Annotated in this window: 17 protein-coding genes; 14 read left to right on the top strand and 3 right to left on the bottom strand. The window is 56.2% G+C overall.

The features are described 5' to 3' along the window. Positions 1-566 precede the first annotated feature (566 nt). Both aas and lplT read left to right on the top strand, forming a co-directional pair. Positions 567-2,726, top strand: coding sequence for a bifunctional acyl-ACP--phospholipid O-acyltransferase/long-chain-fatty-acid--ACP ligase (gene aas, locus IM294_RS04970; protein WP_126817240.1), 2,160 nt, complete (start codon positions 567-569; stop codon positions 2,724-2,726). Next, positions 2,719-3,912, top strand: a complete 1,194-nt coding sequence (gene lplT / locus IM294_RS04965) for a lysophospholipid transporter LplT (protein WP_059358098.1) — start codon at positions 2,719-2,721, stop codon at positions 3,910-3,912. The genes aas and lplT overlap by 8 nt, the downstream gene beginning before the upstream one ends. Positions 3,913-3,957: 45 nt before the next feature. Here the strand turns inward: lplT and IM294_RS04960 are convergent, their stop codons facing one another. From IM294_RS04960 to mutH, 3 genes are all read right to left on the bottom strand, one after another. Further along, positions 3,958-4,998, bottom strand: coding sequence for an NADP(H)-dependent aldo-keto reductase (locus tag IM294_RS04960; protein WP_028014287.1), 1,041 nt, complete (start codon positions 4,996-4,998; stop codon positions 3,958-3,960). A gap of 131 nt (positions 4,999-5,129) precedes the next feature. Then, complete coding sequence (locus IM294_RS04955) at positions 5,130-5,348, bottom strand: YgdI/YgdR family lipoprotein (RefSeq protein WP_014885085.1); 219 nt, start codon at positions 5,346-5,348, stop codon at positions 5,130-5,132. A gap of 128 nt (positions 5,349-5,476) precedes the next feature. Beyond that, positions 5,477-6,169: a DNA mismatch repair endonuclease MutH gene (gene mutH, locus IM294_RS04950; protein ID WP_028014286.1), complete on the bottom strand. Its 693-nt coding sequence runs from the start codon at positions 6,167-6,169 to the stop codon at positions 5,477-5,479. Positions 6,170-6,852: 683 nt separating this feature from the next. Between mutH and rppH the strand changes: the two genes are divergently transcribed. From rppH to recD, 12 genes are all read left to right on the top strand, one after another. Next, complete coding sequence (rppH, locus tag IM294_RS04945) at positions 6,853-7,383, top strand: RNA pyrophosphohydrolase (RefSeq protein ID WP_013098553.1); 531 nt, start codon at positions 6,853-6,855, stop codon at positions 7,381-7,383. A gap of 12 nt (positions 7,384-7,395) precedes the next feature. Continuing rightward, positions 7,396-9,642, top strand: coding sequence for a phosphoenolpyruvate--protein phosphotransferase (gene ptsP, locus IM294_RS04940; protein WP_028014285.1), 2,247 nt, complete (start codon positions 7,396-7,398; stop codon positions 9,640-9,642). Between the two features lie 192 nt (positions 9,643-9,834). Then, positions 9,835-10,710: a prolipoprotein diacylglyceryl transferase gene (lgt, locus tag IM294_RS04935; RefSeq protein WP_028014284.1), complete on the top strand. Its 876-nt coding sequence runs from the start codon at positions 9,835-9,837 to the stop codon at positions 10,708-10,710. A 6-nt stretch (positions 10,711-10,716) separates the two neighbouring features. Beyond that, a complete protein-coding gene (gene thyA, locus IM294_RS04930; protein WP_013098550.1) occupies positions 10,717-11,511 on the top strand; it encodes a thymidylate synthase in 795 nt (264 codons plus the stop codon). Between the two features lie 184 nt (positions 11,512-11,695). Further along, positions 11,696-12,160 carry a prepilin peptidase-dependent protein gene (locus IM294_RS04925; RefSeq protein WP_126817242.1) on the top strand — a complete coding sequence of 155 codons (465 nt, stop codon included), beginning with the start codon at positions 11,696-11,698 and terminating at the stop codon, positions 12,158-12,160. Further along, complete coding sequence (locus tag IM294_RS04920) at positions 12,151-12,711, top strand: prepilin peptidase-dependent protein (protein ID WP_126817244.1); 561 nt, start codon at positions 12,151-12,153, stop codon at positions 12,709-12,711. Before IM294_RS04925 ends, IM294_RS04920 begins: the two co-directional genes overlap by 10 nt. Further along, positions 12,708-13,109 carry a DUF2509 family protein gene (locus tag IM294_RS04915; RefSeq protein ID WP_047367465.1) on the top strand — a complete coding sequence of 134 codons (402 nt, stop codon included), beginning with the start codon at positions 12,708-12,710 and terminating at the stop codon, positions 13,107-13,109. Before IM294_RS04920 ends, IM294_RS04915 begins: the two co-directional genes overlap by 4 nt. Continuing rightward, positions 13,094-13,417, top strand: coding sequence for a prepilin-type N-terminal cleavage/methylation domain-containing protein (locus IM294_RS04910; RefSeq protein WP_048960720.1), 324 nt, complete (start codon positions 13,094-13,096; stop codon positions 13,415-13,417). The genes IM294_RS04915 and IM294_RS04910 overlap by 16 nt, the downstream gene beginning before the upstream one ends. A gap of 12 nt (positions 13,418-13,429) precedes the next feature. Then, positions 13,430-16,804 carry an exodeoxyribonuclease V subunit gamma gene (gene recC, locus IM294_RS04905; protein ID WP_062935758.1) on the top strand — a complete coding sequence of 1,125 codons (3,375 nt, stop codon included), beginning with the start codon at positions 13,430-13,432 and terminating at the stop codon, positions 16,802-16,804. Between the two features lie 263 nt (positions 16,805-17,067). Further along, complete coding sequence (gene ptrA, locus IM294_RS04900) at positions 17,068-19,950, top strand: pitrilysin (RefSeq protein ID WP_126817246.1); 2,883 nt, start codon at positions 17,068-17,070, stop codon at positions 19,948-19,950. Further along, a complete protein-coding gene (gene recB, locus IM294_RS04895; protein ID WP_126817248.1) occupies positions 19,947-23,489 on the top strand; it encodes an exodeoxyribonuclease V subunit beta in 3,543 nt (1,180 codons plus the stop codon). Before ptrA ends, recB begins: the two co-directional genes overlap by 4 nt. Continuing rightward, on the top strand, positions 23,486-25,306 hold the full coding sequence (recD, locus tag IM294_RS04890) for an exodeoxyribonuclease V subunit alpha (RefSeq protein ID WP_126817250.1): 1,821 nt from the start codon (positions 23,486-23,488) through the stop codon (positions 25,304-25,306). Before recB ends, recD begins: the two co-directional genes overlap by 4 nt. The last annotated feature ends 9 nt before the right edge of the window (positions 25,307-25,315 follow it).

Below are 25,315 nucleotides of genomic sequence, written 5' to 3'. Positions count from 1 at the left end.
ACGTCCATTCAAGGGAAGCCGGTTTTCGCGCGCCACAAACGTGACGCAGACCAACCCTGGTAGTGTAATCGTTACACGCCTGGTCATGTCAGAAGAATGTCATTCTGAACCTTTAGTTACACTTTGCCTCAGGCTGTTGCGATTGTCCGGTGGCGATGACGTTAAAGAGGTTGGTAGAGTCGAGATCCCAGAGGTATTGATAGGTGGAATCAACTCCGGTTGATTAACACGACTTACACCAGCCTGCGTTCTTACGCAGGTTTTTTTTTGCCTGATAGTTCAACCTGTAACAGCAAAAGAGAATATTCACACCTGGTTGCATTTCGGCTCATTCCCTTGCGTTTTCCTGCTGGCGAAGCGCAGGGTCAACAGCCACAATCAAGATCCCAGAGGTATTGATTGGTGAGAATTCTTAGTACGGTTTCGTACTCATCTCTTGCACCAACCTGCGCGGATGCGCAGGTTTTTTTTCGCCTCCATTTTTGCTGTCGCTCCCATATCACTTCTCGTGTAATCTGCCACCATTTACTGTCAACCCACCACACTGTCTGGCAAAGGGAGTTGAGATGCTATTTGGGTTTTTCCGTACACTGTTCCGTATTCTTTTTCGCATCCGCGTCACTGGCGATGCCCAGGCGCTTCGTGGCGAGCGCGTTCTTATCACACCCAATCATGTTTCCTTTATAGACGGCATCCTGCTTGCGCTGTTTCTGCCCGTGCGTCCGGTGTTTGCGGTCTATACCTCCATCAGCCAGCAGTGGTATATGCGCTGGCTCACCCCACTGATTGATTTCGTACCGCTTGACCCGACAAAGCCGATGATGATTAAACACCTGGTACGTCTGGTAGAGCAGGGGCGTCCGGTGGTCATTTTCCCGGAAGGGCGCATTTCAGTGACCGGTTCGCTGATGAAAATCTACGACGGCGCGGGGTTTGTCGCGGCGAAATCAAACGCGACCGTAGTGCCGCTGCGCATTGAAGGCGCAGAGTTGACCCATTTCAGCCGCCTTAAGGGGCTGGTGAAGCAGCGTCTGTTCCCCAAAATTACCCTGCATATCCTGCCGCCAACGTCGTTACCGATGCCGGAAGCGCCGCGTGCCCGCGATCGCCGTAAAATCGCCGGGGAAATGCTGCACCAGATTATGATGGAAGCGCGCATGGCCGTTCGTCCGCGCGAAACGCTGTATGAATCCCTGCTTTCGGCGCAGTACCGCTACGGCGCGAAGAAAAACTGCATTGAAGACATCAACTTTACCCCGGATACCTATCGTAAACTGCTGACCAAGACGCTGTTCGTGGGCCGCATTCTTGAGAAGTACAGCAAAAAGGGCGAAAAGATCGGCCTGATGCTGCCAAACGCGGGCATCAGCGCGGCGGTGATTTTTGGTGCGGTTTCCCGTGGCCGTATACCGGCGATGATGAACTACACGGCGGGCGTGAAAGGGCTGACCAGCGCCATTACCGCCGCCCAAATCAATACCATCTTTACCTCCCGACAGTTTCTGGACAAAGGCAAGCTGTGGCATCTGCCGGAACAGCTGACCCAGGTACGCTGGGTCTTCCTGGAAGATCTAAAAGCGGACGTGACCACCGGCGACAAGCTGTGGATTTTTGCGCATCTGCTGATGCCGCATCTGGCGCAGGTCAAACAGCAGCCGGAAGATGACGCGATTATCCTTTTCACGTCGGGTTCGGAGGGTAACCCGAAAGGCGTCGTCCACAGCCACAAGAGTATTCTGGCGAACGTTGAGCAGATCAAAAGCATTGCCGACTTTACCGCGAATGACCGTTTTATGTCGGCGCTGCCGCTGTTCCACTCCTTTGGCCTGACGGTGGGGCTGTTCACGCCGCTGCTGACCGGTGCCGAGGTGTTCCTCTATCCCAGCCCGCTGCACTACCGCATCGTGCCGGAGCTGGTGTATGACCGTAACTGCACCGTCCTGTTCGGGACCTCAACCTTCCTGGGTAACTATGCCCGTTTCGCCAATCCGTATGATTTCTTCCGCGTTCGGTACGTGGTGGCCGGTGCGGAAAAGCTGCAGGAGAGCACGCGTCAGATCTGGCAGGATAAGTTTGGCCTGCGCATTCTTGAAGGTTATGGCGTTACCGAGTGTGCGCCCGTGGTCTCGATCAACGTACCGATGGCGGCGAAACCGGGAACGGTGGGCCGAATTCTGCCGGGGATGGATGCGCGCTTGCTGGCGGTGCCGGGCATCGAGGACGGTGGCCGCCTGCAGCTGAAAGGGCCGAACGTGATGAACGGTTACCTGCGCGTGGAAAACCCAGGCGTGCTGGAAGCGCCAACGGCGGAAAACGTCAACGGCGAGATTGAAACCGGCTGGTACGACACCGGTGACATCGTTCGTTTCGATGAGCAAGGCTTTGTACAGATTCAGGGGCGCGCAAAACGCTTCGCCAAAATCGCCGGTGAGATGGTCTCTCTGGAAATGGTTGAACAACTGGCGACGGCCGTGTCCGCCGAGAAGATGCACGCCACGGTCGTGAAGAGCGATGCCAGCAAAGGCGAGGCGCTGGTGCTGTTTACCACTGATGCTGAGCTTAAGCGCGACAGGTTACTGAGCTACGCGCGTGAACACGGTATTCCTGAACTGGCCGTGCCGCGCGATATCCGCCACCTGAAGCAGCTTCCGGTGCTGGGAAGCGGGAAGCCCGATTTCGTGACCCTGAAAGGTATGATTGAAGAGGCGGAACAGCAAAATGCGTGAGTCAGTACACACTAACACCTCGCTGCGTTCAAAAGGCATGATGGCGGTCATCGCCGCGCAATTTCTCTCTGCATTCGGTGATAACGCGCTGCTGTTTGCCACGCTGGCGCTGCTGAAAGCCGAGTTTTACCCTGACTGGAGTCAGCCGATCCTGCAGATGGTGTTTGTGGGCGCTTACATTATCTTTGCCCCGTTTGTGGGGCAGGTGGCGGACAGCTTCCCGAAAGGCCGGGTGATGATGTTTGCCAACGGTCTCAAGCTGCTGGGCGCTGCCAGTATATGTTTTGGTTTTAATCCGTTTGTTGGCTATACGCTGGTGGGCATCGGTGCTGCCGCCTACTCCCCAGCGAAGTATGGCATTCTCGGAGAACTGACCACGGGCGATAAACTGGTGAAAGCCAACGGCCTGATGGAGTCGTCAACGATTGCCGCTATCCTCCTCGGCTCCGTCGCGGGTGGCGTGCTGGCCGACTGGCATGTTCTGGCGGCCCTGGGCGTGTGTGCAGTGGTGTATGGTGGGGCGGTCGTGGCTAACCTGTTTATTCCGAAGCTGCCGGTGGCTCGCCCGGGCCAGTCCTGGCGCTTTAAACCAATGACCGGCAGTTTCTTTAACGCGTGCCGCGTGCTCTGGCGTAACGGGGAAACGCGTTTCTCCCTGATGGGAACCAGTATGTTCTGGGGGGCGGGCGTCACGCTGCGCTTCCTGCTGGTTCTGTGGGTACCGGTGGCGCTGGGGATTACGGACAATGCGACGCCGACCTATCTTAATGCGATGGTGGCGATCGGCATTGTGGCTGGGGCGGGCGCGGCGGCGAAGCTGGTGACGCTTGAAACGGTTGCACGCTGCATGCCAGCGGGGATCCTGATTGGCCTCGTGGTGCTTATCTTCTCGCTACAACATGCGTTATTGCCCGCTTATGCTCTGTTGATCCTGATTGGTATTCTGGGGGGCTTCTTTGTGGTACCGCTGAATGCGTTACTCCAGGAGCGTGGCAAGCAGACCGTCGGGGCGGGGAATGCCATTGCGGTTCAAAATCTCGGTGAAAACCTGGCCATGCTGTTAATGCTGGGGCTCTACTCGCTGGCGGTAAAAGTGGGTGTCCCGGTGGTGGCGATTGGCGTCGGATTTGGTGGGCTGTTCGCGGCGGCGATTGCGGGATTGTGGGTCTGGCAGCGTCGCCGTTAATAAGTAGCCGGGTGGCGGCTTCGCCTTACCCGGCAAAAGCATCAGCTACGGCGCAGGATAGGTATAAACCTGATGCACCGCTTCAATCTCCGCTAACACCTCTTCACTCAGGTTCAGATGGAAACTCTCAATGTTAGTTTTCAGCTGTTCCATGGTCGTCGCGCCAAGCAGGGTACTGGCAACAAACGGCTGACGGCGCACGAAGGCCAGCGCCATCTGCGCCGGATCCAGGCCGTGGCGCTTCGCGATATCCACATAGGCAGCAACGGCTTTTTGCGTCTGCTCGCCGCTGTAGCGGGTAAAGCGGCTAAAGAGGGTATTACGCGCCCCGGCCGGTTTCGCACCGTTCAGGTATTTCCCCGTCAGGGTGCCGAAACCGAGGCATGAATAGGCGAGCAGTTCCACTTCCTCATATTGCGTCACTTCAGCCAGCCCCACCTCGTAGCTGCGGTTAAGCAGGCTGTACGGGTTCTGGATGGTGACGATGCGAGGCAGATCGTGTTTATCCGCCAGGTGCAGATAGCGCATTACGCCAAAGGCCGTTTCGTTGGACACGCCAATGTAGCGGATTTTTCCCGCGCGCTGGCATTCGGTCAGCGCCTCCAGCGTTTCCAGCAGCGTAACGGCGGGGGCGCTCTCATTCCAGCTGTAGCCGAGCTTGCCAAAACAGTTGGTTGGACGCTGCGGCCAGTGGACCTGGTAAAGGTCGAGATAGTCGGTTTGCAGGCGCTTCAGGCTCGCGTCCAGCGCGGCGCGGATATTTTTGCGATCGAGGATTTGGTTTGGGCGGATCCCGGCATCGTTGTTTCGCGCGGGGCCACTCACTTTCGAGGCGATAACCAGCTTTTCTCGGTTACCGCGTTTTGCCAGCCAGTTACCGACGTAGGTTTCGGTAAGTCCCTGCGTTTCAGGGCGTGGAGGCACAGGGTACATCTCTGCGACATCAATCAGGTTAATCCCCTGGCTGACGGCATAATCGAGTTGTGCATGGGCATCGGCTTCGCTGTTTTGTTCACCAAATGTCATCGTGCCCAACCCCAGTTGACTTATCTCCAGAGCGCTGTGGGGGATACGGTGATAATGCATAGCCGGCTTCCTTCAATAGACATGTAGACCGCGTCAGGAACCTCCCGACAAAGGAATATAAACATGGCAGAGGGGAAGCAAAAGGGGAAGAAAAAAATCAAAAAGGCCAGTAGGCTACTGACCTCCGACTGTTATCGCTCAATAATTTGCGAGACTTCGTCGCGATTGATCTGCATTTTATTGCCTGCCTGGTCGTGGTAGCTGACCAGACCGGTATCATCGTCGACTTCAGGTTTACCGTCAGTCAGGATCATCCGGCCGTCTTTCGTCGCCATGACATAATCACTGCTGCAGCCCGAAACGGCAAACGCCAACCCGACTGCTGAAATTAACACCGCCCATTTTTTCATCGTTATCGTCCTCATCTGGCTCGTATCAAATCATAGTGTAGTATTAACCCGTTATAGCAACAGGGTGAAGCGGTAAAATCTTAAAAACCAGGCGATTATGTTTGTGAGCTCGCAAAATAAGTAAAAAACTATGTTTTAAGTAAGAAATGACGAGCAAGCAGCGCGCCGGTGAAATTTTTTTTGAGATAAAAACCGCGCGGCAGCGTCAGTATGGGTTCGCCCATCGCGCCGATCGCCTCGGTAAGCGCTTTGCTGTTTGCCGCTTTCGGGCGCAGCTGTAACACTTCTCCGTGCCGGGCGGTAATTCGCTCGACCTGACCGAGCACAATCATGTCCATCAGTTCTTCCCAGTCCAGGCGCAACTGATGCTCCTCTTCTTCATCCGGGCTCCAGAGCAGCGGCGCGCCAACGCGGCGTTCAGCTAACGGGATCTGCCTTTCGCCTTCAACCGGAACCCAAAGCACGCGATTCAGCTTATGGCGCACGTGGCTGGTTTCCCACGTTACGCCGGTATTGCCGGTTAAAGGCGCAACGCAGACAAAGGTAGTCTCCAGGGGCCGACCCTGGCGGTCGATAGGAATAGTTTTTAACTCTACGCCAAGGGCCGCGAAATCTTGCTCTGGCTTGCTCCCGGCGCTTGCCCCCAGCCACAGCTCCAGAAGCATGCCGATCCAGCCCTTATCTCGTTTCAGATCCTTCGGGATCTGTAGCCCTGCCATCGCCGCCAGTTCGCCCAGCGAGAAGCCTGCAAGGCGCTGAGCCTGCTGTAGCAACTGACTTTCGCTCGAAGGCGGTGAGAGCAAGGGTGAAAGCGGATGCATGACGATAACCTTTTGATTAAAAAATAAACGAAGAAACAGTCCCCTGTGGATAGAGTTTAACTTTTTCTGTACCAATATTCCATGTGCATGATTTATAGGTTTTTTTATGAATTTTTCACGGTTTCATCAGGGACGCAAAACGGGTTGTTCAAATCTGGTCACTGACAATAAACAGGATCTTACACCATGTTATCCACAGAAAAATGGGATAACTGGGCATAACCCTGACTACTGTTTCAATTTACAGCCTTGACGTGCGACGAAAATCCAAATTTCAGACAAATTGTGCCTAACTTATTGGCACAATCTGTGGATAAAACCGACGCTGTTCGATCTTTCATCAGCACGACGATCCCTGCTGTGACGATCGTCACGCTATTCTGCATTTTGTTTGTTGATATGAATATAACATCATGAAAAATATAGCTTTATGATGAAGGTGAGAAACGGGAGGGCAGAGGCCATTTCAGGTTGTTCATCGGTAATCAGACACTTCTTCACAACTATATCCACAGAAAAGGTGAATAAAATTGCCCTTGAGACCGCATATCTGTTTATAACTCTGCGCTTATTTGTGAGTTATTCAAATGTTATTAGGTTGCAGGCCTGTAAGAGAGTGGTTTACCGCCTCACTGTAGTGTGAAACAATCATTCATATATAAGGTTTAGTTTGGGGTAGTCCGGTGATTGATGACGATGGCTACCGCCCGAACGTAGGAATAGTAATTTGTAATCGTCAGGGCCAGGTCATGTGGGCCCGTCGATATGGTCAGCACTCCTGGCAGTTCCCGCAAGGCGGGATCAATCCGGGAGAGTCCCCAGAACAAGCGATGTACCGGGAGCTTTTTGAAGAGGTCGGTTTAAGCCGAAAAGATGTTCGCATCCTTGCCTCGACCCGCAACTGGTTGCGTTACAAGTTACCGAAACGTTTGGTGCGTTGGGACACAAAGCCGGTTTGTATCGGCCAGAAACAGAAGTGGTTTCTTCTGCAGTTGGTGGGCAACGATTCGGACATCAATATGCAAACCAGCAGTACGCCGGAGTTCGATGGCTGGCGCTGGGTGAGCTATTGGTATCCTGTTCGTCAGGTCGTGTCATTTAAGCGCGATGTTTACCGTAGGGTGATGAAAGAGTTTGCAAGTGTGGTGATGCAGCTTCAGGAGATCCCGCCTAAGCCGCAGAGCGCACCTGCCTGGCGACGTAAAAGAGGTTAAGCTACGCAAATCATGCTCACCCGCTTGCGAGAAATAGTCGAGAAGGTGGCCAGCGCTCCGCGCCTCAACGAGGCGCTGAATATTCTGGTCACTGACATCTGTCTTGCGATGGAGACCGAGGTCTGTTCGGTGTATCTGGCCGACCACGATCGGCGCTGCTATTACCTGATGGCGACCCGCGGTTTGAAAAAGCCGCGGGGGCGCACAGTAACGCTCGCATTTGATGAAGGTATCGTCGGTCTGGTTGGGCGGCTGGCTGAACCTATCAACCTTGCCGACGCGCAAAAACATCCCAGCTTTAAATACATCCCTTCCGTAAAAGAAGAACGCTTCCGCGCGTTTCTGGGTGTGCCGATTATTCAGCGTCGTCAGCTACTCGGTGTGCTGGTCGTCCAGCAGCGCGAGCTGCGTCAGTATGATGAAAGCGAAGAGTCCTTCCTCGTCACGCTGGCGACACAGATGGCGGCGATCCTCTCTCAGTCTCAGCTTGCTGCGCTCTTTGGTCAGTACCGCCATACGCGCATTCGCGCCCTTCCGGCATCGCCAGGGGTGGCGATTGCGGAAGGCTGGATGGACGCCACGCTGCCATTGATGGAGCAGGTCTACGAAGCCTCTACGCTTGATGAAGCGCTGGAGCGCGAGCGTCTTACCGCCGCGCTGGAAGAGGCGGCCAATGAGTTCCGTCGCTACAGCAAGCGCTTTGCCGCTGGTGCGCAAAAAGAGACGGCGGCCATCTTCGACCTCTACTCGCACCTGCTTTCCGACGCTCGTCTGCGCCGTGAGCTTTTTGCTGAGGTTGATAAAGGCGCAGTCGCGGAGTGGGCGGTTAAAAAGGTCATCGAAAAATTTGCCGAGCAGTTCGCTGCCCTGACCGACGGTTATCTGAAAGAGCGGGCGGGAGATCTCCGCGCGCTGGGACAGCGCCTGCTGTTCCACCTCGATGATACCATTCAGGGGCCGAATGCCTGGCCAAAACGGTTTGTGCTGGTGGCCGATGAACTTTCGGCAACAACACTGGCCGAGCTGCCGCAGGACAGACTCGCCGGGGTTGTCGTACGTGATGGTGCAGCGAACTCCCATGCCGCCATTATGGTGCGCGCGCTCGGTATCCCTACCGTTATGGGGGCGGATATTCAGCCTTCGGTGCTGCATCGCCGCACGCTGGTGGTTGATGGTTACCGCGGTGAACTGCTGGTCGATCCTGAGCCGGTTCTGCTCCAGGAATATCAGCGTCTCATCAGCGAAGAGAATGAATTAAGCAAGCTGGCGGAAGATGACGTTAACCTGCCCGCGCAGCTGAAAAGCGGAGAGCGGATCAAAGTCATGCTCAACGCCGGCTTAAGCCCCGAGCACGAAGAGAAGCTTGGCAGCCGAATCGACGGGATCGGTTTATACCGCACTGAAATCCCCTTCATGCTGCAGAGCGGTTTCCCCTCCGAAGAGGAGCAGGTGGCGCAGTATCAGGGGATGTTGCAGATGTTCAACGACAAGCCTGTCACCCTGCGAACCCTGGATGTCGGGGCGGATAAACAGCTGCCGTATATGCCCATCAGCGAAGAGAACCCGTGTCTGGGCTGGCGCGGGATCCGCATTACGCTCGATCAGCCGGAGATCTTCCTGATCCAGGTGCGCGCGATGCTGCGCGCCAACGCCGCGACGGGCAATCTCAGTATCCTGCTGCCGATGGTCACCAGCATAGATGAAATCGACGAAGCGCGGCGCCTGATCGAACGTGCTGGTCGTGAAGTGGAAGAGATGATTGGCTATGCGATCCCGAAACCACGGATCGGCGTCATGCTCGAAGTGCCATCTATGGTCTTTATGCTGCCGCAGCTGGCAAATCGCGTTGATTTTATCTCTGTCGGTACCAACGACCTGACGCAATATATTCTGGCCGTCGACCGGAACAACACCCGCGTCGCCAGTATCTACGATAGCCTGCACCCGGCGATCATTCGCGCGCTGGCGATGATTGCCCGTGAGGCTGAACAGTACGGTATTGATCTCCGCCTGTGCGGTGAAATGGCCGGAGACTCGATGTGCGTCGCGATCCTGATTGGTCTGGGGTATCGCCATCTGTCAATGAACGGCCGCGCAGTAGCGCGCGTGAAGTATTTGTTGCGGCATATCGACATCAATGATGCCCGCGAGCTGGCTGAGCGCAGCCTTGAGGCGCAGCTGGCCGCAGAGGTTCGTCACCAGGTGGCGGCATTTATGGAACGGCGCGGTATGGGCGGCCTGATCCGCGGTGGTCGCTAATCGTCTTTCGTCCTCTCCTTGTGGAGAGGGCGCCAGTGCGCACAAAAACCTATACACATCTTTTACATCTCTGGCGCATCCTCCGCGCCCGCCTTATGCTATGATTCGCAACTTTGGAGCCTCTGCTTAAGGCAGAATCGCATGTCTACCGCTGTCCACTTTCAGCGGAATAACAACATCTTGTGGTGACAGATGAACAGTGGTTATCTGCATTTTCCGGAATTTGATCCGGTCATTTTCTCAGTAGGACCTGTTTCGCTTCACTGGTACGGTCTGATGTACCTGGTGGGCTTTATTTTTGCCATGTGGCTCGCGGGCCGTCGCGCCAGCCGTCCTGGCAGCGGCTGGACCAAAAACGAAGTTGAAAACCTGCTGTACGCGGGCTTCCTCGGCGTGTTCCTCGGTGGCCGTATTGGGTATGTACTGTTCTATAACTTCCCGGTGTTCCTGAACGATCCCCTCTACCTGTTCCGCGTCTGGGACGGCGGCATGTCCTTCCACGGCGGCCTGATTGGGGTGATCCTGGTGATGGTGATTTTTGCCAAACGCACCAAACGCAACTTCTTCCAGGTGTCAGATTTTATCGCACCGCTGATCCCGTTTGGTCTGGGGGCGGGTCGTCTGGGCAACTTTATTAACGGTGAGCTGTGGGGCCGCGTTGACCCAAGCGTGCCGTACACGATGCTCTTCCCGGGCTCCCGCGCGGAGGATATCGCGCTGCTGCCGTCGCACCCGGAGTGGCAGTCCATTTTCGATACCTACGGCGTGCTGCCGCGTCATATGTCCCAGCTGTATGAGCTGGCGCTGGAAGGCGTGGTGCTGTTTATCATCCTCAACCTGTTTATTCGCAAGCCGCGCCCGATGGGAGCTGTTTCCGGACTGTTCCTGATTGGCTATGGCGCGTTCCGCATCATCGTTGAATTCTTCCGCCAGCCGGATGCGCAGTTTACCGGCGAATGGGTACAGTACATCAGCATGGGGCAGATCCTCTCCATTCCGATGATTGTCGCGGGTGCCATTATGATGATTTGGGCGTATCGTCGTCGTCCACAGCAACAACTTTCCTGAGGAACCATGAAACAGTATCTTGAATTGATGAAAAAAGTGCTCGATGAGGGCACGCCGAAAAACGACCGTACCGGTACCGGTACGCTCTCCATTTTTGGCCACCAGATGCGCTTCAATCTGCAAGAAGGCTTCCCTCTGGTGACGACGAAGCGCTGCCACCTGCGCTCGATCATTCATGAACTGCTCTGGTTCCTGCAAGGCGACACTAACGTTGCGTATCTGCACGAAAATAACGTCTCCATCTGGGACGAATGGGCAGATGAAAACGGCAACCTGGGCCCGGTTTACGGCAAGCAGTGGCGCGCATGGCCAACGCCTGATGGCCGCCATATTGACCAGATCACCACCGTGATGAACCAGCTGAAAAACGATCCGGACTCGCGCCGAATCATCGTTTCCGCCTGGAACGTGGGCGAGCTGGATAAAATGGCGCTGGCTCCGTGCCACGCGTTCTTCCAGTTCTATGTCGCAGACGGCAAGCTCTCCTGCCAGCTCTACCAGCGCTCCTGTGACGTGTTCCTCGGCCTGCCGTTTAACATTGCCAGCTATGCGCTGTTAGTCCACATGATGGCGCAGCAGTGCGACCTGGAAGTGGGTGATTTCGTCTGGACAGGTGGGGACACCCATCTTTACAGCAATCATATGGAACAGACGCATCTTCAGCTCACTCGTGAACCGCGCGCGCTGCCGAAGCTGATTATCAAACGCAAACCGGAATCGATCTTCGATTACCGCTTTGATGATTTTGAGATTGAGGGCTACGACCCGCACCCTGGTATCAAAGCGCCCGTCGCTATCTGATGCGGTAAAGCGTGACATAACCGGTGCTGTTTAGCGCCGGTTTTTTTTCGTCTTTATTCCGTTTTCCGAGGCGTTATCCAGAAAACGTGCAACGCGCTGCAACTCTCCTGATACTTCGGATAACGCCTCGTAAAACCATTATTCACCGCTCGCCACGCCCACGGCGAAGCGCCACACTTCCTGCATGAAAAAAGAGAACGGCTTTACGCTTATCGAAACGCTGGTGGCAGTCTCGCTGGTTGTCATACTCAGCGCCTCAGGTCTGTACGGCTGGGACAGCTGGCAGCGGCAGCAGCGGCTGTGGCAAACCGCCGGCCAGGTGCGCGACTATCTGGTGTTTCTGCGAAATGATGCCAACCGGTACAACCGCGACCATCACATAACCCAGCTGCGGGTTGGGGGACAGGAGTGTCTGGTGAGCGCTGCCGTACAAGGCTGTGAGAAGGGCAGCCCCTTTGTTCTGATTCCACTCTGGCCAGAGGTCGCGGTGAGCGAGGTCACACCGTCATTAGGCTTCTATGGGTTAAGGGATACGGCATGGGCGGGGCGGATACGCGTGCAAAGCCGTGCCGGAGAATGGCTTATCCTGGTCTCAGACGGAGGGCGCATCAGAATGTGTAAGGTCTCACAAGGAGGTTCATGTCGATGAGACAACGCGGTTTCTCGCTGACAGAAGTTCTGATTGCTACAGCCATCAGTAGCCTGTTGTTGATTGGCGCATCGCGCTTTCTACCCGGATTGCATCAGGCGGTATTACTGCAATCCGGCCAGAGAGAGCTGGAAGAAGAGGTCTGGCAGCGCCTGTTTGCTCTCGGTAAACAGCTTCAGCGTGCGGGTTACTGTGCGGGGAACTGCCAGGGGCAAGGGCTGGCGATCGCAAGACAGGGCAGCTGCGTCATTGTTCGGTGGGATGCCAACAGTAACGGTCGCTGGGATCGCAGTGCATCAGAAAACGACAGCACCGGTTTTCGTCTGGAATCGGGCGCGCTGGAAACGCTTCGTGGGGCAACCTCGTGTGAAGGTCAGGGATGGGAAAAGCTCACGGACCCGGACAGGCTCGCCATCGTGCATTTTGTGGTGAGGAAAGTAACACACACCGGGTTTGCGCCGGAGCTGAATATCGAACTGTCCGCCCTGCGCAACGGCGATCAAGGAGAGCCTTATCAGGCTTTGTATACGGTCACGGGGTACAACCTGTGAACCGTCAACGCGGTATGTCTTCGCTGGCGCTGGTTCTACTTTTACTGGTGCTTGGTACGCTGATCCTCACCGGCCTTAACCAGCAGCTGACAACGTTCAGCGCGCTCGTTGGCGGTGAGAGCCGTTCGCTGCAACAGCAGGCTTCTGTACAGTCAGCGCTTGAGTGGGGACGCGTTCAGAGCTGGTCACCCGATCCTGAAGTCCAGTGCAAAAAGGCACCCGCCTGGCAAGTGTGTTTGCGGCGGCTGAGTGAGACCACTGTTTTACTGATTGCCGGAGTCAACGACCTGCTGCTCTGGCGTTCAGGAGAGATTATTGACGGTAATATTCGCTTTTCGCCTCACGGCTGGAGTGATTTTTGCCCGCTAAAGGAACGTTCGCTATGCCAGCTGCCGTAAGCAAAGAAAAAGGATTTAGCATGGTTGAGGTTCTGCTGGCGATGATGCTGCTGGTCATCATCGTCACGGCACTGGCCGGCTATCATCGGGCGCTGGCGGCGCGGTTTACGCTGTTTAACCAGTATCGTCAGCTCTGGCACCACGCCTGGAATCAGGCTCAGCTCTCAACAAATGTTCTGCCCGCAGGCTGGCAGGCCAGTCGGGTGCAGACAACGCACGCAGGATGTGTCAGCATCACGGTTACACTTATTTCTCCTCTGGGGCGACGCGGTGAAATAACGCGTCTGCATTGCCCGGTTAGCCAGTAGTCGGGAGCGTCTATGTTAAGGGTCTACCACTCAAATCGTCTGGATGTGCTGGAAGCACTGATGGAATTTATCGTTGAGCGCGAGCGGCTCGACGATCCTTTTGAGCCTGAAATGGTGCTGGTGCAGAGCACCGGTATGGCACAGTGGCTGCAAATGTCGCTTTCCCGTAAGTTTGGCATTGCCGCGAATATTGATTTCCCGCTGCCCGCGAGCTTTATCTGGGAGATGTTTGTTCGCGTGTTACCGGACATCCCCGAGCAGAGCGCCTTCAACAAGCAGGGCATGAGCTGGAAGCTGATGGCGCTGCTGCCGGAAATGCTCCAGCACGATGAATTCGCCATGCTGCGCCACTACCTCAATGATGATACCGATAAGCGCAAGCTGTTCCAGCTGGCGTCGCGCACCGCCGATCTCTACGACCAATATCTTGTTTACCGTTCTGACTGGTTAATTCGCTGGGAAGCGGGCGAACTGGTTGAAGGGTTACCGGAGGCGCAAATATGGCAGGCACCGCTTTGGAAAGCGCTGGTCGAGCATACGGAGAAACTTGGGCAGCCTAAGTGGCACCGTGCCAACCTCTACGATCGGTTTATCTCAATACTCGAGAATGCGTCGGCGCGTCCAGCCCGACTGCCGTCACGCGTTTTTATCTGTGGGATATCCGCATTACCGCCTGTTTATCTGAAAGCGTTGAATGCGCTGGGTAAACATATCGATATTCATATTTTGTTCACCAACCCTTGCCGACAGTATTGGGGGGATATCCTCGACGAACGTTGGCTTGCGCGGCTGGTGACTCGCCAGCGAAAGCGCCTTTTTGAAGAACGATCCGTCCCGCTGTTTAAAGACGGCTCGACTGCCGGGCAGCTTTTTGATGAAGACGGCATCCAGAACCTGCCCAATCCACTGCTTGCCTCATGGGGGAAGCTGGGGCGTGATTACATTCACATGCTCTCCGATATTACGTCATCAGGCGAAGGTGACGTTGACGCCTTTGTCGAGATCGCCCCGGATAGTCTGCTGCATAATATTCAGTTAGATATTCTGGATCTGGAGAACCGCGCCGTCATGGGCGTGACGGCGAAAGAGTTTGAGCGCAGCGACAGCAAGCGGAAGCTGGACGCTGAGGATCGCAGTATCACGATCCATGTTTGTCATAGCCCGCAGCGTGAGGTCGAAGTGCTTCACGATCGACTGCTGGCGATGCTGCAGGACGACCCTGAACTGACGCCGCGCGATATCGTGGTGATGGTGGCGGACATCGACAGCTACAGTCCCTTTATTCAGGCCGTCTTCGGCAGTGCGACGGGTGAGCGATATCTGCCTTACGCTATCTCTGACCGTCGTGCCCGTCAGTCGCACCCGGCATTGCAGGCATTTATCACCCTGCTTTCACTGCCGGATAGCCGGTTTATCTCCGAAGATGTTCTGGCGTTACTGGATGTTCCCGTGCTGGCAGCCCGCTTCAACATCAATGAAGAAGGGCTGCGCTACCTTCGCCAGTGGGTAAACGAATCAGGCGTTCGCTGGGGCATCGATGACGATAACGTTCAGGAGTTCGAGCTTCCCCCAACCGGCCAGCATACCTGGCGGTTTGGCCTGACGCGTATGCTGCTGGGCTACGCCATGGAGAGCAGCCAGGGCGAGTGGAACGAAGTGCTGCCTTACGATGAGTCCAGCGGTTTGATTGCTGACCTGGTAGGGCATTTAGCTTCTCTGCTGATGCAGCTTAACCGCTGGCGCCGTGAGCTAATGCAGCCGCGTCCGCTTGAAGAGTGGCTCCCGGTGTGCAGGGCGTTACTTAATGATTTCTTCCTGCCAGACAACGACACCGAAGCGGCGATGGCGCTCATTGAAACGCAGTGGCAGGCTATCGTTGATGAGGGCGTGAATTCCCACTATCGCGAAGCGATTCCTTTGTCGCTGCTGAGAGATGAGTTGACGCAGCGCCTTGACCAGGAGCGAATCAGCCAGCGTTTCCTGGCAGGCCCCATCAATATCTGTACCCTGATGCCAATGCGCTCAATTCCCTTTAAGGTGGTCTGCCTGCTCGGCATGAACGACGGTATTTATCCTCGGGCCCTGGCACCGCTGGGGTTCGATTTGATGAACGCAGATCCAAAGCGGGGTGACCGTAGCCGTCGTGATGATGACCGCTATCTCTTCCTTGAAGCGCTCATCTCTGCTCAAAGTAAGCTCTATATCAGCTATATCGGTCGTTCCATTCAGGACAACAGCGAGCGCTTCCCCTCCGTTCTGGTGCAGGAACTGGTGGACTATATCGGCCAGAGCCACTATCTGGCTGGGGATGAGGCGCTTAACTGCGATGAAAGCGAGCAGCGGGTGAAGGCGCACATTACCTGTATCCACAGCCGCATGCCGTTTGACCCGGTAAACTATATTGTCAGCGAACAGCAGAGCTATGCCCGCGAATGGCTGCCAGCAGCGAAAAAAGAGGGGAGAGCCCATACGGATTTTATTCAGCCGCTTGATCCGCTGCCCATTAATACTTTGACTTTCGAACAGCTTCAGCGGTTTTGGGCGCATCCGGTGCGCGCCTTCTTCCAGCAGCGATTACAGGTCAACTTCCGCTCTGAAGAGAGCGAAATTCCTGATGCAGAACCCTTTACTCTGGAAGGGCTGGAGCGCTATCAGCTAAACCTCCAGCTGCTTAATGCGCTGGTTGAAGAGGAAGATGCAGACAAACTTTACCGCCGCTACCGTGCCGCAGGACAACTACCTTACGGTGCGTTTGGGGAAATCGTCTGGGAGGCGCAGTGCCAGGAGATGACCGCTCTGGCGGAGCGCGTCAGGGAGCACCGCCAGCCCGGACAAAGCATCGAAATCGATCTCAGCTGCAAGGGCATACAGCTCACGGGCTGGCTAACCCAGGTTCAGCCAGATGGGCTACTGCGCTGGCGGCCTTCTCTGCTCAGCGTTTCACAAGGATTGCAACTCTGGCTGGAACATCTTGTCTACAGTGCGGGTGGGAATAAAGGTGAAAGCCGGATCTTCGTGCGCAAAGAGGGCGAATGGCGCTTCCCACCTATGGAGGCAGAACAGGCGTTACGCTATCTGTCTTTGTATATTGAGGGCTATCTTCAGGGAATGAACAAACCCCTCCTGTTACTGCCCGAAAGTGGCGGTGCGTGGATAAAAGCCTGTTATGACGCGCAGAATGATGCGATGTTAACGGATGAGGCTTCGCTGCAGAAAGCGCGCAGTAAATTTATGCAGGCCTATGAAGGAAACATGATGGTACGCGGTGAAGGTGAGGATGTCTGGTATCAACGTCTATGGCGAACGCTTGAGCCAGAATACTTCGAGGCTATTACGGAAGAGGCACAGCGCTACCTGTTACCGTTGTTTAAGTTTAATCAGTCCTGAGCGCTGTATAAAAATTGCGCAGTATGGGGTGTTCATTTATGATGCACTTCTTATCACGGACTGATGTACCTAAATAAAGAGATGTTGGCGTGTCCAGCACGCAGTTTGTTAATGATGTTTGCCCTAAATAATTCGAGTTGCAGGAAGGCGGCAAGGGCGTGAATCTCCGGGAGCTTACATGAGTAAGTGACTGGGGTGAACGCATGCAGCCGACGCACATGCAACTTGAAGTATGACGGGATAGCCGTGATAAAGAGGTCGTAATGCCAGGCAGCACCTTGTTCAAAGCGTTTGTTTTGTTTGTCGCCCTTTGGGCTCCCGTCACTCAGGCAGACTCCGGTTGGCAACCCGTTCAGGAAACTATCCGTAAGAGCGAAAAAGATACCCGACAGTATCAGGCTATCCGCCTTGATAACGGTATGACCGTGCTGCTGGTTTCCGATCCGCAGGCGGTGAAATCCCTCTCGGCGTTAGTGGTGCCGGTTGGATCGCTCGAAGATCCTGAGGCGCATCCGGGGCTGGCGCATTACCTCGAACACATGACGCTGATGGGCTCTAAAAAATATCCGCAGCCGGATAGCCTTTCAGAATTCCTGAAAATGCACGGCGGCAGCCACAACGCCAGCACGGCACCGTACCGCACGGCCTTTTATCTCGAAGTCGAAAATGACGCGCTGGCAGGGGCGGTTGATCGTCTTGCCGATGCTATCGCCGCGCCGCTGCTGGATAAAAAATACGCCGACCGCGAGCGCAATGCCGTCAATGCGGAGCTGACCATGGCCCGTACTCGGGACGGTATGCGTATGGCGCAGGTCAGCGCCGAGACCATCAACCCGGCGCATCCGGGCTCACGTTTCTCGGGCGGTAACCTGGAGACGCTGAGCGATAAACCGGGAAGCCCGGTCATTGACGCCCTGCATGCGTTTCGTGACAAATACTACTCCGCCAACCTGATGAAGGCGGTTATTTACAGCAACAAACCGTTGCCGGAGCTTGCCGGACTGGCGGCACAAACGTTTGGCCGGGTGGCGAATAAAAATATTGACCTGCCGAAGATAGACGTACCGGTTGTCACGGACGCGCAAAAAGGGATCGTCATCCACTACGTCCCTGCCATGCCCCGCAAAGTGCTGCGCGTTGAGTTCCGCATTGATAACAACACAGCCCAGTTTCGCAGTAAAACCGACGAGCTGGTGACCTACCTGATTGGTAACCGCAGCCCGGGAACCTTATCTGACTGGCTGCAAAAACAGGGGCTGGTGGAAGGGATCCGCGCCGATTCCGATCCCGTGGTAAACGGCAACAGCGGCGTGCTGGCGATCTCCGCCACCCTGACCGACAAAGGTCAGGCCAACCGTGATGAAGTGGTGGCGGCTATCTTTAGCTACCTCTCTTTACTGCGCGAGAAAGGCGTCGATAAGCGCTATTTTGATGAACTGGCGCACGTGCTGGATCTCGATTTCCGTTATCCGTCCATTACCCGCGATATGGATTACGTGGAGTGGCTGGCGGATACCATGATCCGCGTGCCGGTGGCGCACACGCTCGACGCGGTCAATATTGCCGATCGTTATGATGCCGAGGCGGTAAAAGCGCGCCTGGCAATGATGACGCCGCAAAATGCCCGCATCTGGTACATCAGCCCGAACGAACCGCATAACAAGACGGCATACTTTGTTGATGCCCCTTATCAGGTAGACAAAATCAGCGACCAGACCTTCGCCGACTGGCAGAAGAAGGCCGGTGAGATTGCGTTGAAGTTGCCGGAGCTGAACCCCTATATCCCGGATGATTTCTCGCTGATCAAAACGACTAAGGATTATCCGCACCCGGAGCTCATTATTGATGAACCGACGCTGCGCGTGGTGTATACCCCAAGCCGTTATTTTGCGAGCGAGCCAAAGGCCGATGTCAGCGTGGTCCTGCGTAACCCGAAAGCGATGAACAGCGCCAAAAATCAGGTAATGTTCGCGCTCAATGACTATCTGGCCGGTATCGCGCTCGATCAGCTCAGCAACCAGGCGGCCGTGGGCGGGATCAGTTTCTCCACCAACGCCAACAACGGTTTGATGCTTAATGCAAATGGCTATACTCAGCGTCTGCCTCAGCTTTTCAAGGCACTGCTCGAGGGTTACTTCAGCTACACGCCAACGGAAGAGCAGCTTGAGCAGGCTAAATCCTGGTATGCGCAGATGATGGATTCTGCAGAAAAGGGCAAAGCTTACGATCAGGCGCTTATGCCGGCGCAAATGCTGTCGCAAATACCTTATTTCCAGCGTGAAGAACGCCGTGCCTTGCTGCCATCAATCTCATTAAAAGAGGTGCTGGCTTACCGTGGCTCGCTAAAAACCAACACGCGCCCGGAGTTTCTTATCGTCGGCAACATGAGCGAAGATCAGGCCAAAACGCTGGCAGAAAATGTTCGCACGCAGCTCGGTTCGAAAGGGGACGAGTGGTGCCGTAACCAGGACGTGCTTGTTGAGAAAAAACAGAATGTGATCTTTGAAAAAGCGGGGAGCAGCACCGATTCCGCGCTGGCCGCGGTGTTTGTGCCAACGGGCTATGATGAATTCGCAAGCTCTGCGCAGAGCGCCGTTCTGGGTCAGATTATTCAGCCGTGGTTCTATAACCAGCTGCGCACAGAAGAGCAGCTTGGCTATGCGGTATTTGCTTTCTCAATGAACGTGGGGCGTCAATGGGGGCTGGGCTTCCTGCTGCAAAGCAGCGACAAACAGCCAGCCTATCTCTGGCACCGCTATCAGGCGTTCTTCCCGCAGGTGGAAGCAAAACTGCGGGCCATGAAGCCGGAAGAGTTTGCTCAGATCCAGCAGGCCGTCATCGCGCAGGTGATGCAGCCGCCGCAGACGCTGGGCGAAGAGGCGTCACAGCTGAGCAAAGATTTCGATCGCGGTAATCTGAAATTTGATTCGCGTGATAAAGTAGTGGCCGAGATAAAACAGCTGACGCCGCAGAAGGCTGCCGATTTCTTCCATCAGGCCGTGATTAAGCCGCAGGGCATCACTATCCTGTCTCAGGTTTCCGGTAGCCAGAACGGGAAAACGGACTACGTGAACCCTAAAGGCTGGAAAGTCTGGAAGAGCGTCAGCGCGTTGCAGCAATCTATGCCCTGGAGTAAGAAAGAATGACCGATACCGCTGAGTCCCTTGATCCCTTACGTTTACCTCTGCAGGGTGAACGATTGATTGAAGCCTCAGCGGGAACGGGAAAAACCTTCACCATCGCCGCGCTCTATCTGCGCCTGCTGTTAGGCCTTGGCGGTAATGCCGCTTTTCCTCGTCCTTTGAGCGTTGAAGAGCTGCTGGTCGTTACCTTTACCGAGGCCGCCACCGCTGAGCTGCGCGGCCGTATTCGGACCAATATCCACGAACTGCGCATCGCCTGTCTGCGCCAGAGCACGGATAACCCTCTCTACGCGAGCCTTCTGGAAGAGATTGCCGATAAGCAACAGGCAGCCCAGTGGCTGCTCCTCGCTGAAAGGCAGATGGACGAAGCGTCCGTCTTCACCATTCACGGTTTTTGCCAGCGCATGCTTAGCCTGAATGCGTTTGAATCCGGCATGCTGTTTGAGCAGCAGCTTATTGAAGATGAATCCGTGCTTCGCTATCAGGCCTGCGCGGATTTCTGGCGTCGCCACTGCTATCCGTTACAGCGGGATATTGCGGAAGCTGTACATGCGTTGTGGAAGGGGCCCGAAGCACTGCTGCGCGCCATCGATCGTTATCTTCAGGGGGAAGCGCCGGTTATCAAATCTCCGCCCCCGGCGGATGAAACCCTGGCCTCACGCCATGAAAAAATCATCGCTAAAATTGCCGACATCAAACAAAAATGGATTGAGTCAGTCGGTGAGATTGACGCGATCATCGAGAATTCCGGGATCGATCGACGTAAGTTCAATCGCGGCAACCAGGGCAAATGGATCGAGAAGATCAGCGCGTGGGCGCAGGAAGAGACGCGGGGCTACCAGCTCCCGGACGCGCTGGAGAAATTCTCCCAACGTTTCCTGGCTGAGCGGACAAAAGCCGACGGCATTGTACCTGAGCATCCCCTGTTTGTAGCGATCGAAACCCTGCTGGCGGAGCCCCTCACGCTCAACGATCTGATGATCGTCCGCGCCATGACCGAAATTCGTGAAGCCGTGGCGCGCGAGAAACGCCGCCGGGGGGAACTGGGTTTCGACGATATGCTGAGCCGACTTGATGCGGCGCTGTGCAGTGAAAATGGCGAAGCGCTTGCCGCTGCGATTCGCACCCGCTTCCCGGTGGCAATGATTGACGAATTTCAGGATACCGACCCTCAGCAGTACCGCATTTTCCGCCGTATCTGGCGCCAGCAGCCCGGCACCGCGCTGTTGTTAATCGGCGATCCTAAGCAGGCCATTTACGCCTTCCGCGGTGCGGATATTTTCACCTACATGAAAGCCCGCAGCGAGGTTGACGCGCACTACACGCTAGACACCAACTGGCGCTCTTCTCCCGGCATGGTGGAAAGCGTCAATGCGCTCTTTAGCCGCATGGATACGGCGTTTATGTTCCGGGAGATCCCTTTCCAGCCGGTCAAGTTCGCCCCTAAAAATACCGCGTTGCGCTTCGAGGTTAATGGCGAAACTCAGCCAGCCATGAACTTCTGGCTACTTGATGGGGAAGGCTGGGGCGTCGCGGACTATCAAAATGCTATGGCCCAGCACTGTGCGGCGCAAATTAGGGACTGGCTCAGCGCAGGCGCGCGCGGCGATGCGCTGCTGTGGAAGGAGGATAAACCAGCCCCGGTAAAGGCATCCGATATCACGGTGCTGGTGCGCAGCCGTCAGGAGGCCGCGCTTATCCGCGACGCCCTGACGCTATTGAATATACCGTCCGTCTACCTCTCCAACCGCGACAGCGTTTTTGAAACGCTGGAAGCCCTCGAGATGCTATGGCTGCTGCAGGCTGTGCTGGCCCCGGAGCGTGAAAGCACGCTCCGCAGCGCCTTAGCGAGCGCGATGCTCGGGCTGAACGCGCGTGACATTGATGCGCTTAATACTGACGAATCCGCGTGGGATGCCGTGGTAGAAGAGTTTGTGCGCTACCGTGAAAAATGGCAGAAGCGCGGCGTGATGGCGATGGTGCGCGAGCTCATGGCACAGCGTCACATTGCGGAAAACATGCTGGCGACAGCGGGCGGCGAGCGCCGTCTGACCGATATTTTGCACATCAGCGAGCTGCTCCAGGAAGCGGGTACGCAGCTGGAGAGCGAGCATGCTCTGGTGCGCTGGCTGGCCCAGCAGATTGCCGACCCTAACAGCAATTCTTCCAGCCAGCAGATGCGCCTCGAGAGCGATAAACATCTGGTGCAGATCGTCACCATTCACAAGTCGAAAGGCCTGGAGTATCCGCTGGTCTGGCTGCCGTTTATCGCCAATTATCGCGTACAGGACCAGGCTTTTTACCACGATCGCGAGTCGTTCGAAGCGGTACTCGACCTCAGCAACGCGGAGTCCAGCGTCGAGCTGGCCGAAGCCGAGCGTCTCGCGGAAGACCTGCGCCTGCTATACGTGGCGCTGACCCGTTCGGTCTGGCACTGTTCCCTGGGCGTCGCGCCGCTGTTCCGTCGCCGTGGCGAAAAGAGCGGCGAGAGTGATTTTCATCTGAGCGCGCTGGGGCGGCTTATTCAGCGCGGCGAGCCTAAAGATGCCGCAGGGCTGCGCCAGTGCATCGAATCACTTTGCTCAGAGCATGTTGCCCTGCATATTCCCTCCCAGCCCGACAGCAGCCGCTGGCAGACGCCGGAGCAGGGAGAGTCAGCGCTGCATGCCCGCGAGGTGGCTCGCACAATCGCTGACGACTGGCGCGTTACCAGTTACTCCGGTTTACAGCAGCACGGACAGAGTATTGCGCAGGATCTGATGCCAAAACTGGACGTGGATGCCGCTGGGGCCGGGAGCGTGCCCGTCGAGCCGGCGCTCACGCCGCATCAGTTTCCGCGCGGCGCCTCGCCGGGCACGTTTTTGCACAGCCTGTTTGAAGAGCTGGATTTTACCCAGCCGGTATCAGAAGAGTGGGTGCTGAAGATGTTACAGAGCGGCGGCTACGACGCACAGTGGCAGCCGGTTCTCACTGAATGGATCCGCGCTGTTCTGCACGCGCCGCTCACGGTGCAGGGGATCTCGCTGAGCCAGCTGACCGCCAAAGATAAGCAGGTGGAGATGGAGTTTTACCTTCCCATCGCCAGCCCGCTCAGGGCCGAGGCGCTTGATGCGCTGATCCGCGAGTACGATCCGTTATCCGCCGGGTGTCCGCCGCTGAATTTTCGCCAGGTGCAGGGGATGCTGAAAGGCTTTATCGACCTGGTTTTCCGCCACGAAGGGCGCTACTACCTGCTGGATTACAAATCGAACTGGCTGGGGGCAAACAGCGAAGCCTATACCCAGCAGGCGATGGCCTCAGCGATGCAAATGCATCGCTACGATCTGCAGTATCAGCTTTACACCCTGGCGCTGCACCGTTACCTGCGCCATCGCATGGCCGATTATCGCTATGAAGATCATTTTGGCGGCGTCATTTACCTGTTTCTGCGCGGCGTGGATGCTAACAACCCGCGTTCGGGTATCTTCAGCACCCGTCCGGCTGCGGAGTTGATTGAAAAGATGGATAACCTGTTTGCTGCAAGCACGGAGGAAGTAGCATGACGATGCAGGCGCTACTGCTGGACGCAATTGAACAACGTGCACTTCGCCACCTGGACGTACAATTTGCCATGATGGTGGCGGGCGAAGAGCCTGCCGTCATGCTTGCCGCGGCGATCCTGAGTAAAGATGCGGGAGAAGGGCATGTCTGTCTGCCGCTTTCACGTCTGGTGGTGGATGAGAAAATGCCGCCGGCTTTACAGGCGTGTTTCGCGCTTCTGGGTGAGGCTGTGGACTGGCAAGAAATATTACTCCGCTCGCCCGCCGTCGGCAGCGCCGATACCGGTACGCCAATGATTTTGACGGGTGAACGTTTGTATCTGAACCGGCTGTGGCGTAACGAACTGACGGTGGCGCGCTTCTTCAGCGAGACCAATGCTCCGCTCCCGTGCGATGAAGCACTGCTCCGGCAAACGCTGGATACGCTGTTTACCTCTGACGACGAGACAGACTGGCAGAAAGTGGCGGCAGCAGTGGCGTTAACGCGGCGGATATCGGTGATTTCGGGCGGGCCTGGCACCGGTAAAACGACCACCGTGGCTAAGCTGCTTGCCGCGCTGATTCAGTTATCGGGTGAGCAAAAGTGTCGTATCCGCCTGGCGGCACCCACCGGTAAAGCGGCTGCACGTCTGACGGAGTCGTTAGGCGGCGCGCTGCAAAAACTGCCGCTCACCGGGGAGCGGCTTGCGCTTTTCCCTAACGAAGCCAGCACGCTGCACCGCTTGCTCGGCGCGCAGCCGGGTAGCCAGCGTCTGCGCTACCATGCCGGTAACCCGCTGCATCTGGACGTGCTGGTGGTGGATGAAGCATCGATGATTGACCTGACGATGATGTCGCGTTTGATTGATGCGTTACCGCCGCACGCGCGCGTCATTTTCCTCGGCGACCGCGATCAGCTTGCCTCCGTGGAGGCCGGGGCCGTGCTGGGCGATATCTGCACCTATGCCAGCCTGGGGTATACCGCTGAACGCGCTGAGGAGCTGGCGCGCCTGACCGGATGTTCGCTCGCGGCTGAAAACCATTTACTTGCGGGGGCGCTGCGCGACAGCCTGTGTCTGCTGCAAAAAAGCTACCGTTTTGGCAGCGACTCCGGCATTGGTCAGCTTGCGGCGGCGGTGAACCGGGGCGACCGGCACGCTACCTGTGCGGTATTTGACGGTACCTTTACCGATATTGAGAAAAAATCGCTGCAAACCGGGGAAGAGTATCAGGAGATGCTGGATGACGCCCTGCTGGGGTACCAACATTTTCTGACGGGCGTACAGCAGCAAAGCACGCCGGAGCAGGTCATTGCCGCGTTTGGCGAATACCAGCTGCTCTGCGCGTTGAGGGAAGGGCCCTTTGGCGTCAGCGGCCTGAACGACAGGCTGGAACAGCTGCTGGCGCAAAAGCGTAAAATCAACCGTACTCCGCACTCGCGCTGGTATGAAGGCCGGCCGGTGATGATCTCCCGCAACGACAGCGCGCTGGGGTTGTTTAACGGGGATATCGGGATTGCGCTCGATCGCGGGCAGGGGCTTCGCGTCTGGTTCCAGATGCCGGACGGTAGCGTGAAGTCCTTCCAGCCGAGCCGTTTGCCCGAGCATGAAACTGCCTGGGCGATGACGGTGCATAAATCCCAGGGTTCTGAGTTTAACCATGCGGCACTTATCCTGCCCACACAGCTTTCCCCCGTCGTTACCCGCGAGCTGATCTATACCGCCATTACGCGCGCGCGTCAGCGCCTGTCGCTGTATACCGATGAACGGGTGCTGGTACAGGCGATTGCCACCCGCACGGAACGCCGAAGCGGGCTGAGCGCGATATTTGACTCCCTCTGAACGACGCCG

Origin of the sequence: Enterobacter cloacae complex sp. P43RS (assembly GCF_014930585.1) — a bacterium.
Taxonomy (GTDB): Bacteria; Pseudomonadota; Gammaproteobacteria; order Enterobacterales; family Enterobacteriaceae; genus Enterobacter; species Enterobacter bugandensis.
This window is presented reverse-complemented; position numbering and strand designations above follow the sequence as displayed.

What these genes read in the sequence shown, in the direction of transcription:
- aas (WP_126817240.1), top strand. Translation starts at nt 567, where the DNA reads ATGCTATTTGGGTTTTTCCGTACACTGTTCCGTATTCTTTTTCGCATC.
- lplT (WP_059358098.1), top strand. Translation starts at nt 2,719, where the DNA reads ATGCGTGAGTCAGTACACACTAACACCTCGCTGCGTTCAAAAGGCATG.
- IM294_RS04960 (WP_028014287.1), bottom strand. Translation starts at nt 4,998, where the DNA reads ATGCATTATCACCGTATCCCCCACAGCGCTCTGGAGATAAGTCAACTG.
- IM294_RS04955 (WP_014885085.1), bottom strand. Translation starts at nt 5,348, where the DNA reads ATGAAAAAATGGGCGGTGTTAATTTCAGCAGTCGGGTTGGCGTTTGCC.
- mutH (WP_028014286.1), bottom strand. Translation starts at nt 6,169, where the DNA reads ATGCATCCGCTTTCACCCTTGCTCTCACCGCCTTCGAGCGAAAGTCAG.
- ptsP (WP_028014285.1), top strand. Translation starts at nt 7,396, where the DNA reads ATGCTCACCCGCTTGCGAGAAATAGTCGAGAAGGTGGCCAGCGCTCCG.
- lgt (WP_028014284.1), top strand. Translation starts at nt 9,835, where the DNA reads ATGAACAGTGGTTATCTGCATTTTCCGGAATTTGATCCGGTCATTTTC.
- thyA (WP_013098550.1), top strand. Translation starts at nt 10,717, where the DNA reads ATGAAACAGTATCTTGAATTGATGAAAAAAGTGCTCGATGAGGGCACG.
- IM294_RS04925 (WP_126817242.1), top strand. Translation starts at nt 11,696, where the DNA reads ATGAAAAAAGAGAACGGCTTTACGCTTATCGAAACGCTGGTGGCAGTC.
- IM294_RS04920 (WP_126817244.1), top strand. Translation starts at nt 12,151, where the DNA reads ATGTCGATGAGACAACGCGGTTTCTCGCTGACAGAAGTTCTGATTGCT.
- IM294_RS04910 (WP_048960720.1), top strand. Translation starts at nt 13,094, where the DNA reads ATGCCAGCTGCCGTAAGCAAAGAAAAAGGATTTAGCATGGTTGAGGTT.
- recC (WP_062935758.1), top strand. Translation starts at nt 13,430, where the DNA reads ATGTTAAGGGTCTACCACTCAAATCGTCTGGATGTGCTGGAAGCACTG.
- ptrA (WP_126817246.1), top strand. Translation starts at nt 17,068, where the DNA reads ATGCCAGGCAGCACCTTGTTCAAAGCGTTTGTTTTGTTTGTCGCCCTT.
- recB (WP_126817248.1), top strand. Translation starts at nt 19,947, where the DNA reads ATGACCGATACCGCTGAGTCCCTTGATCCCTTACGTTTACCTCTGCAG.
- recD (WP_126817250.1), top strand. Translation starts at nt 23,486, where the DNA reads ATGACGATGCAGGCGCTACTGCTGGACGCAATTGAACAACGTGCACTT.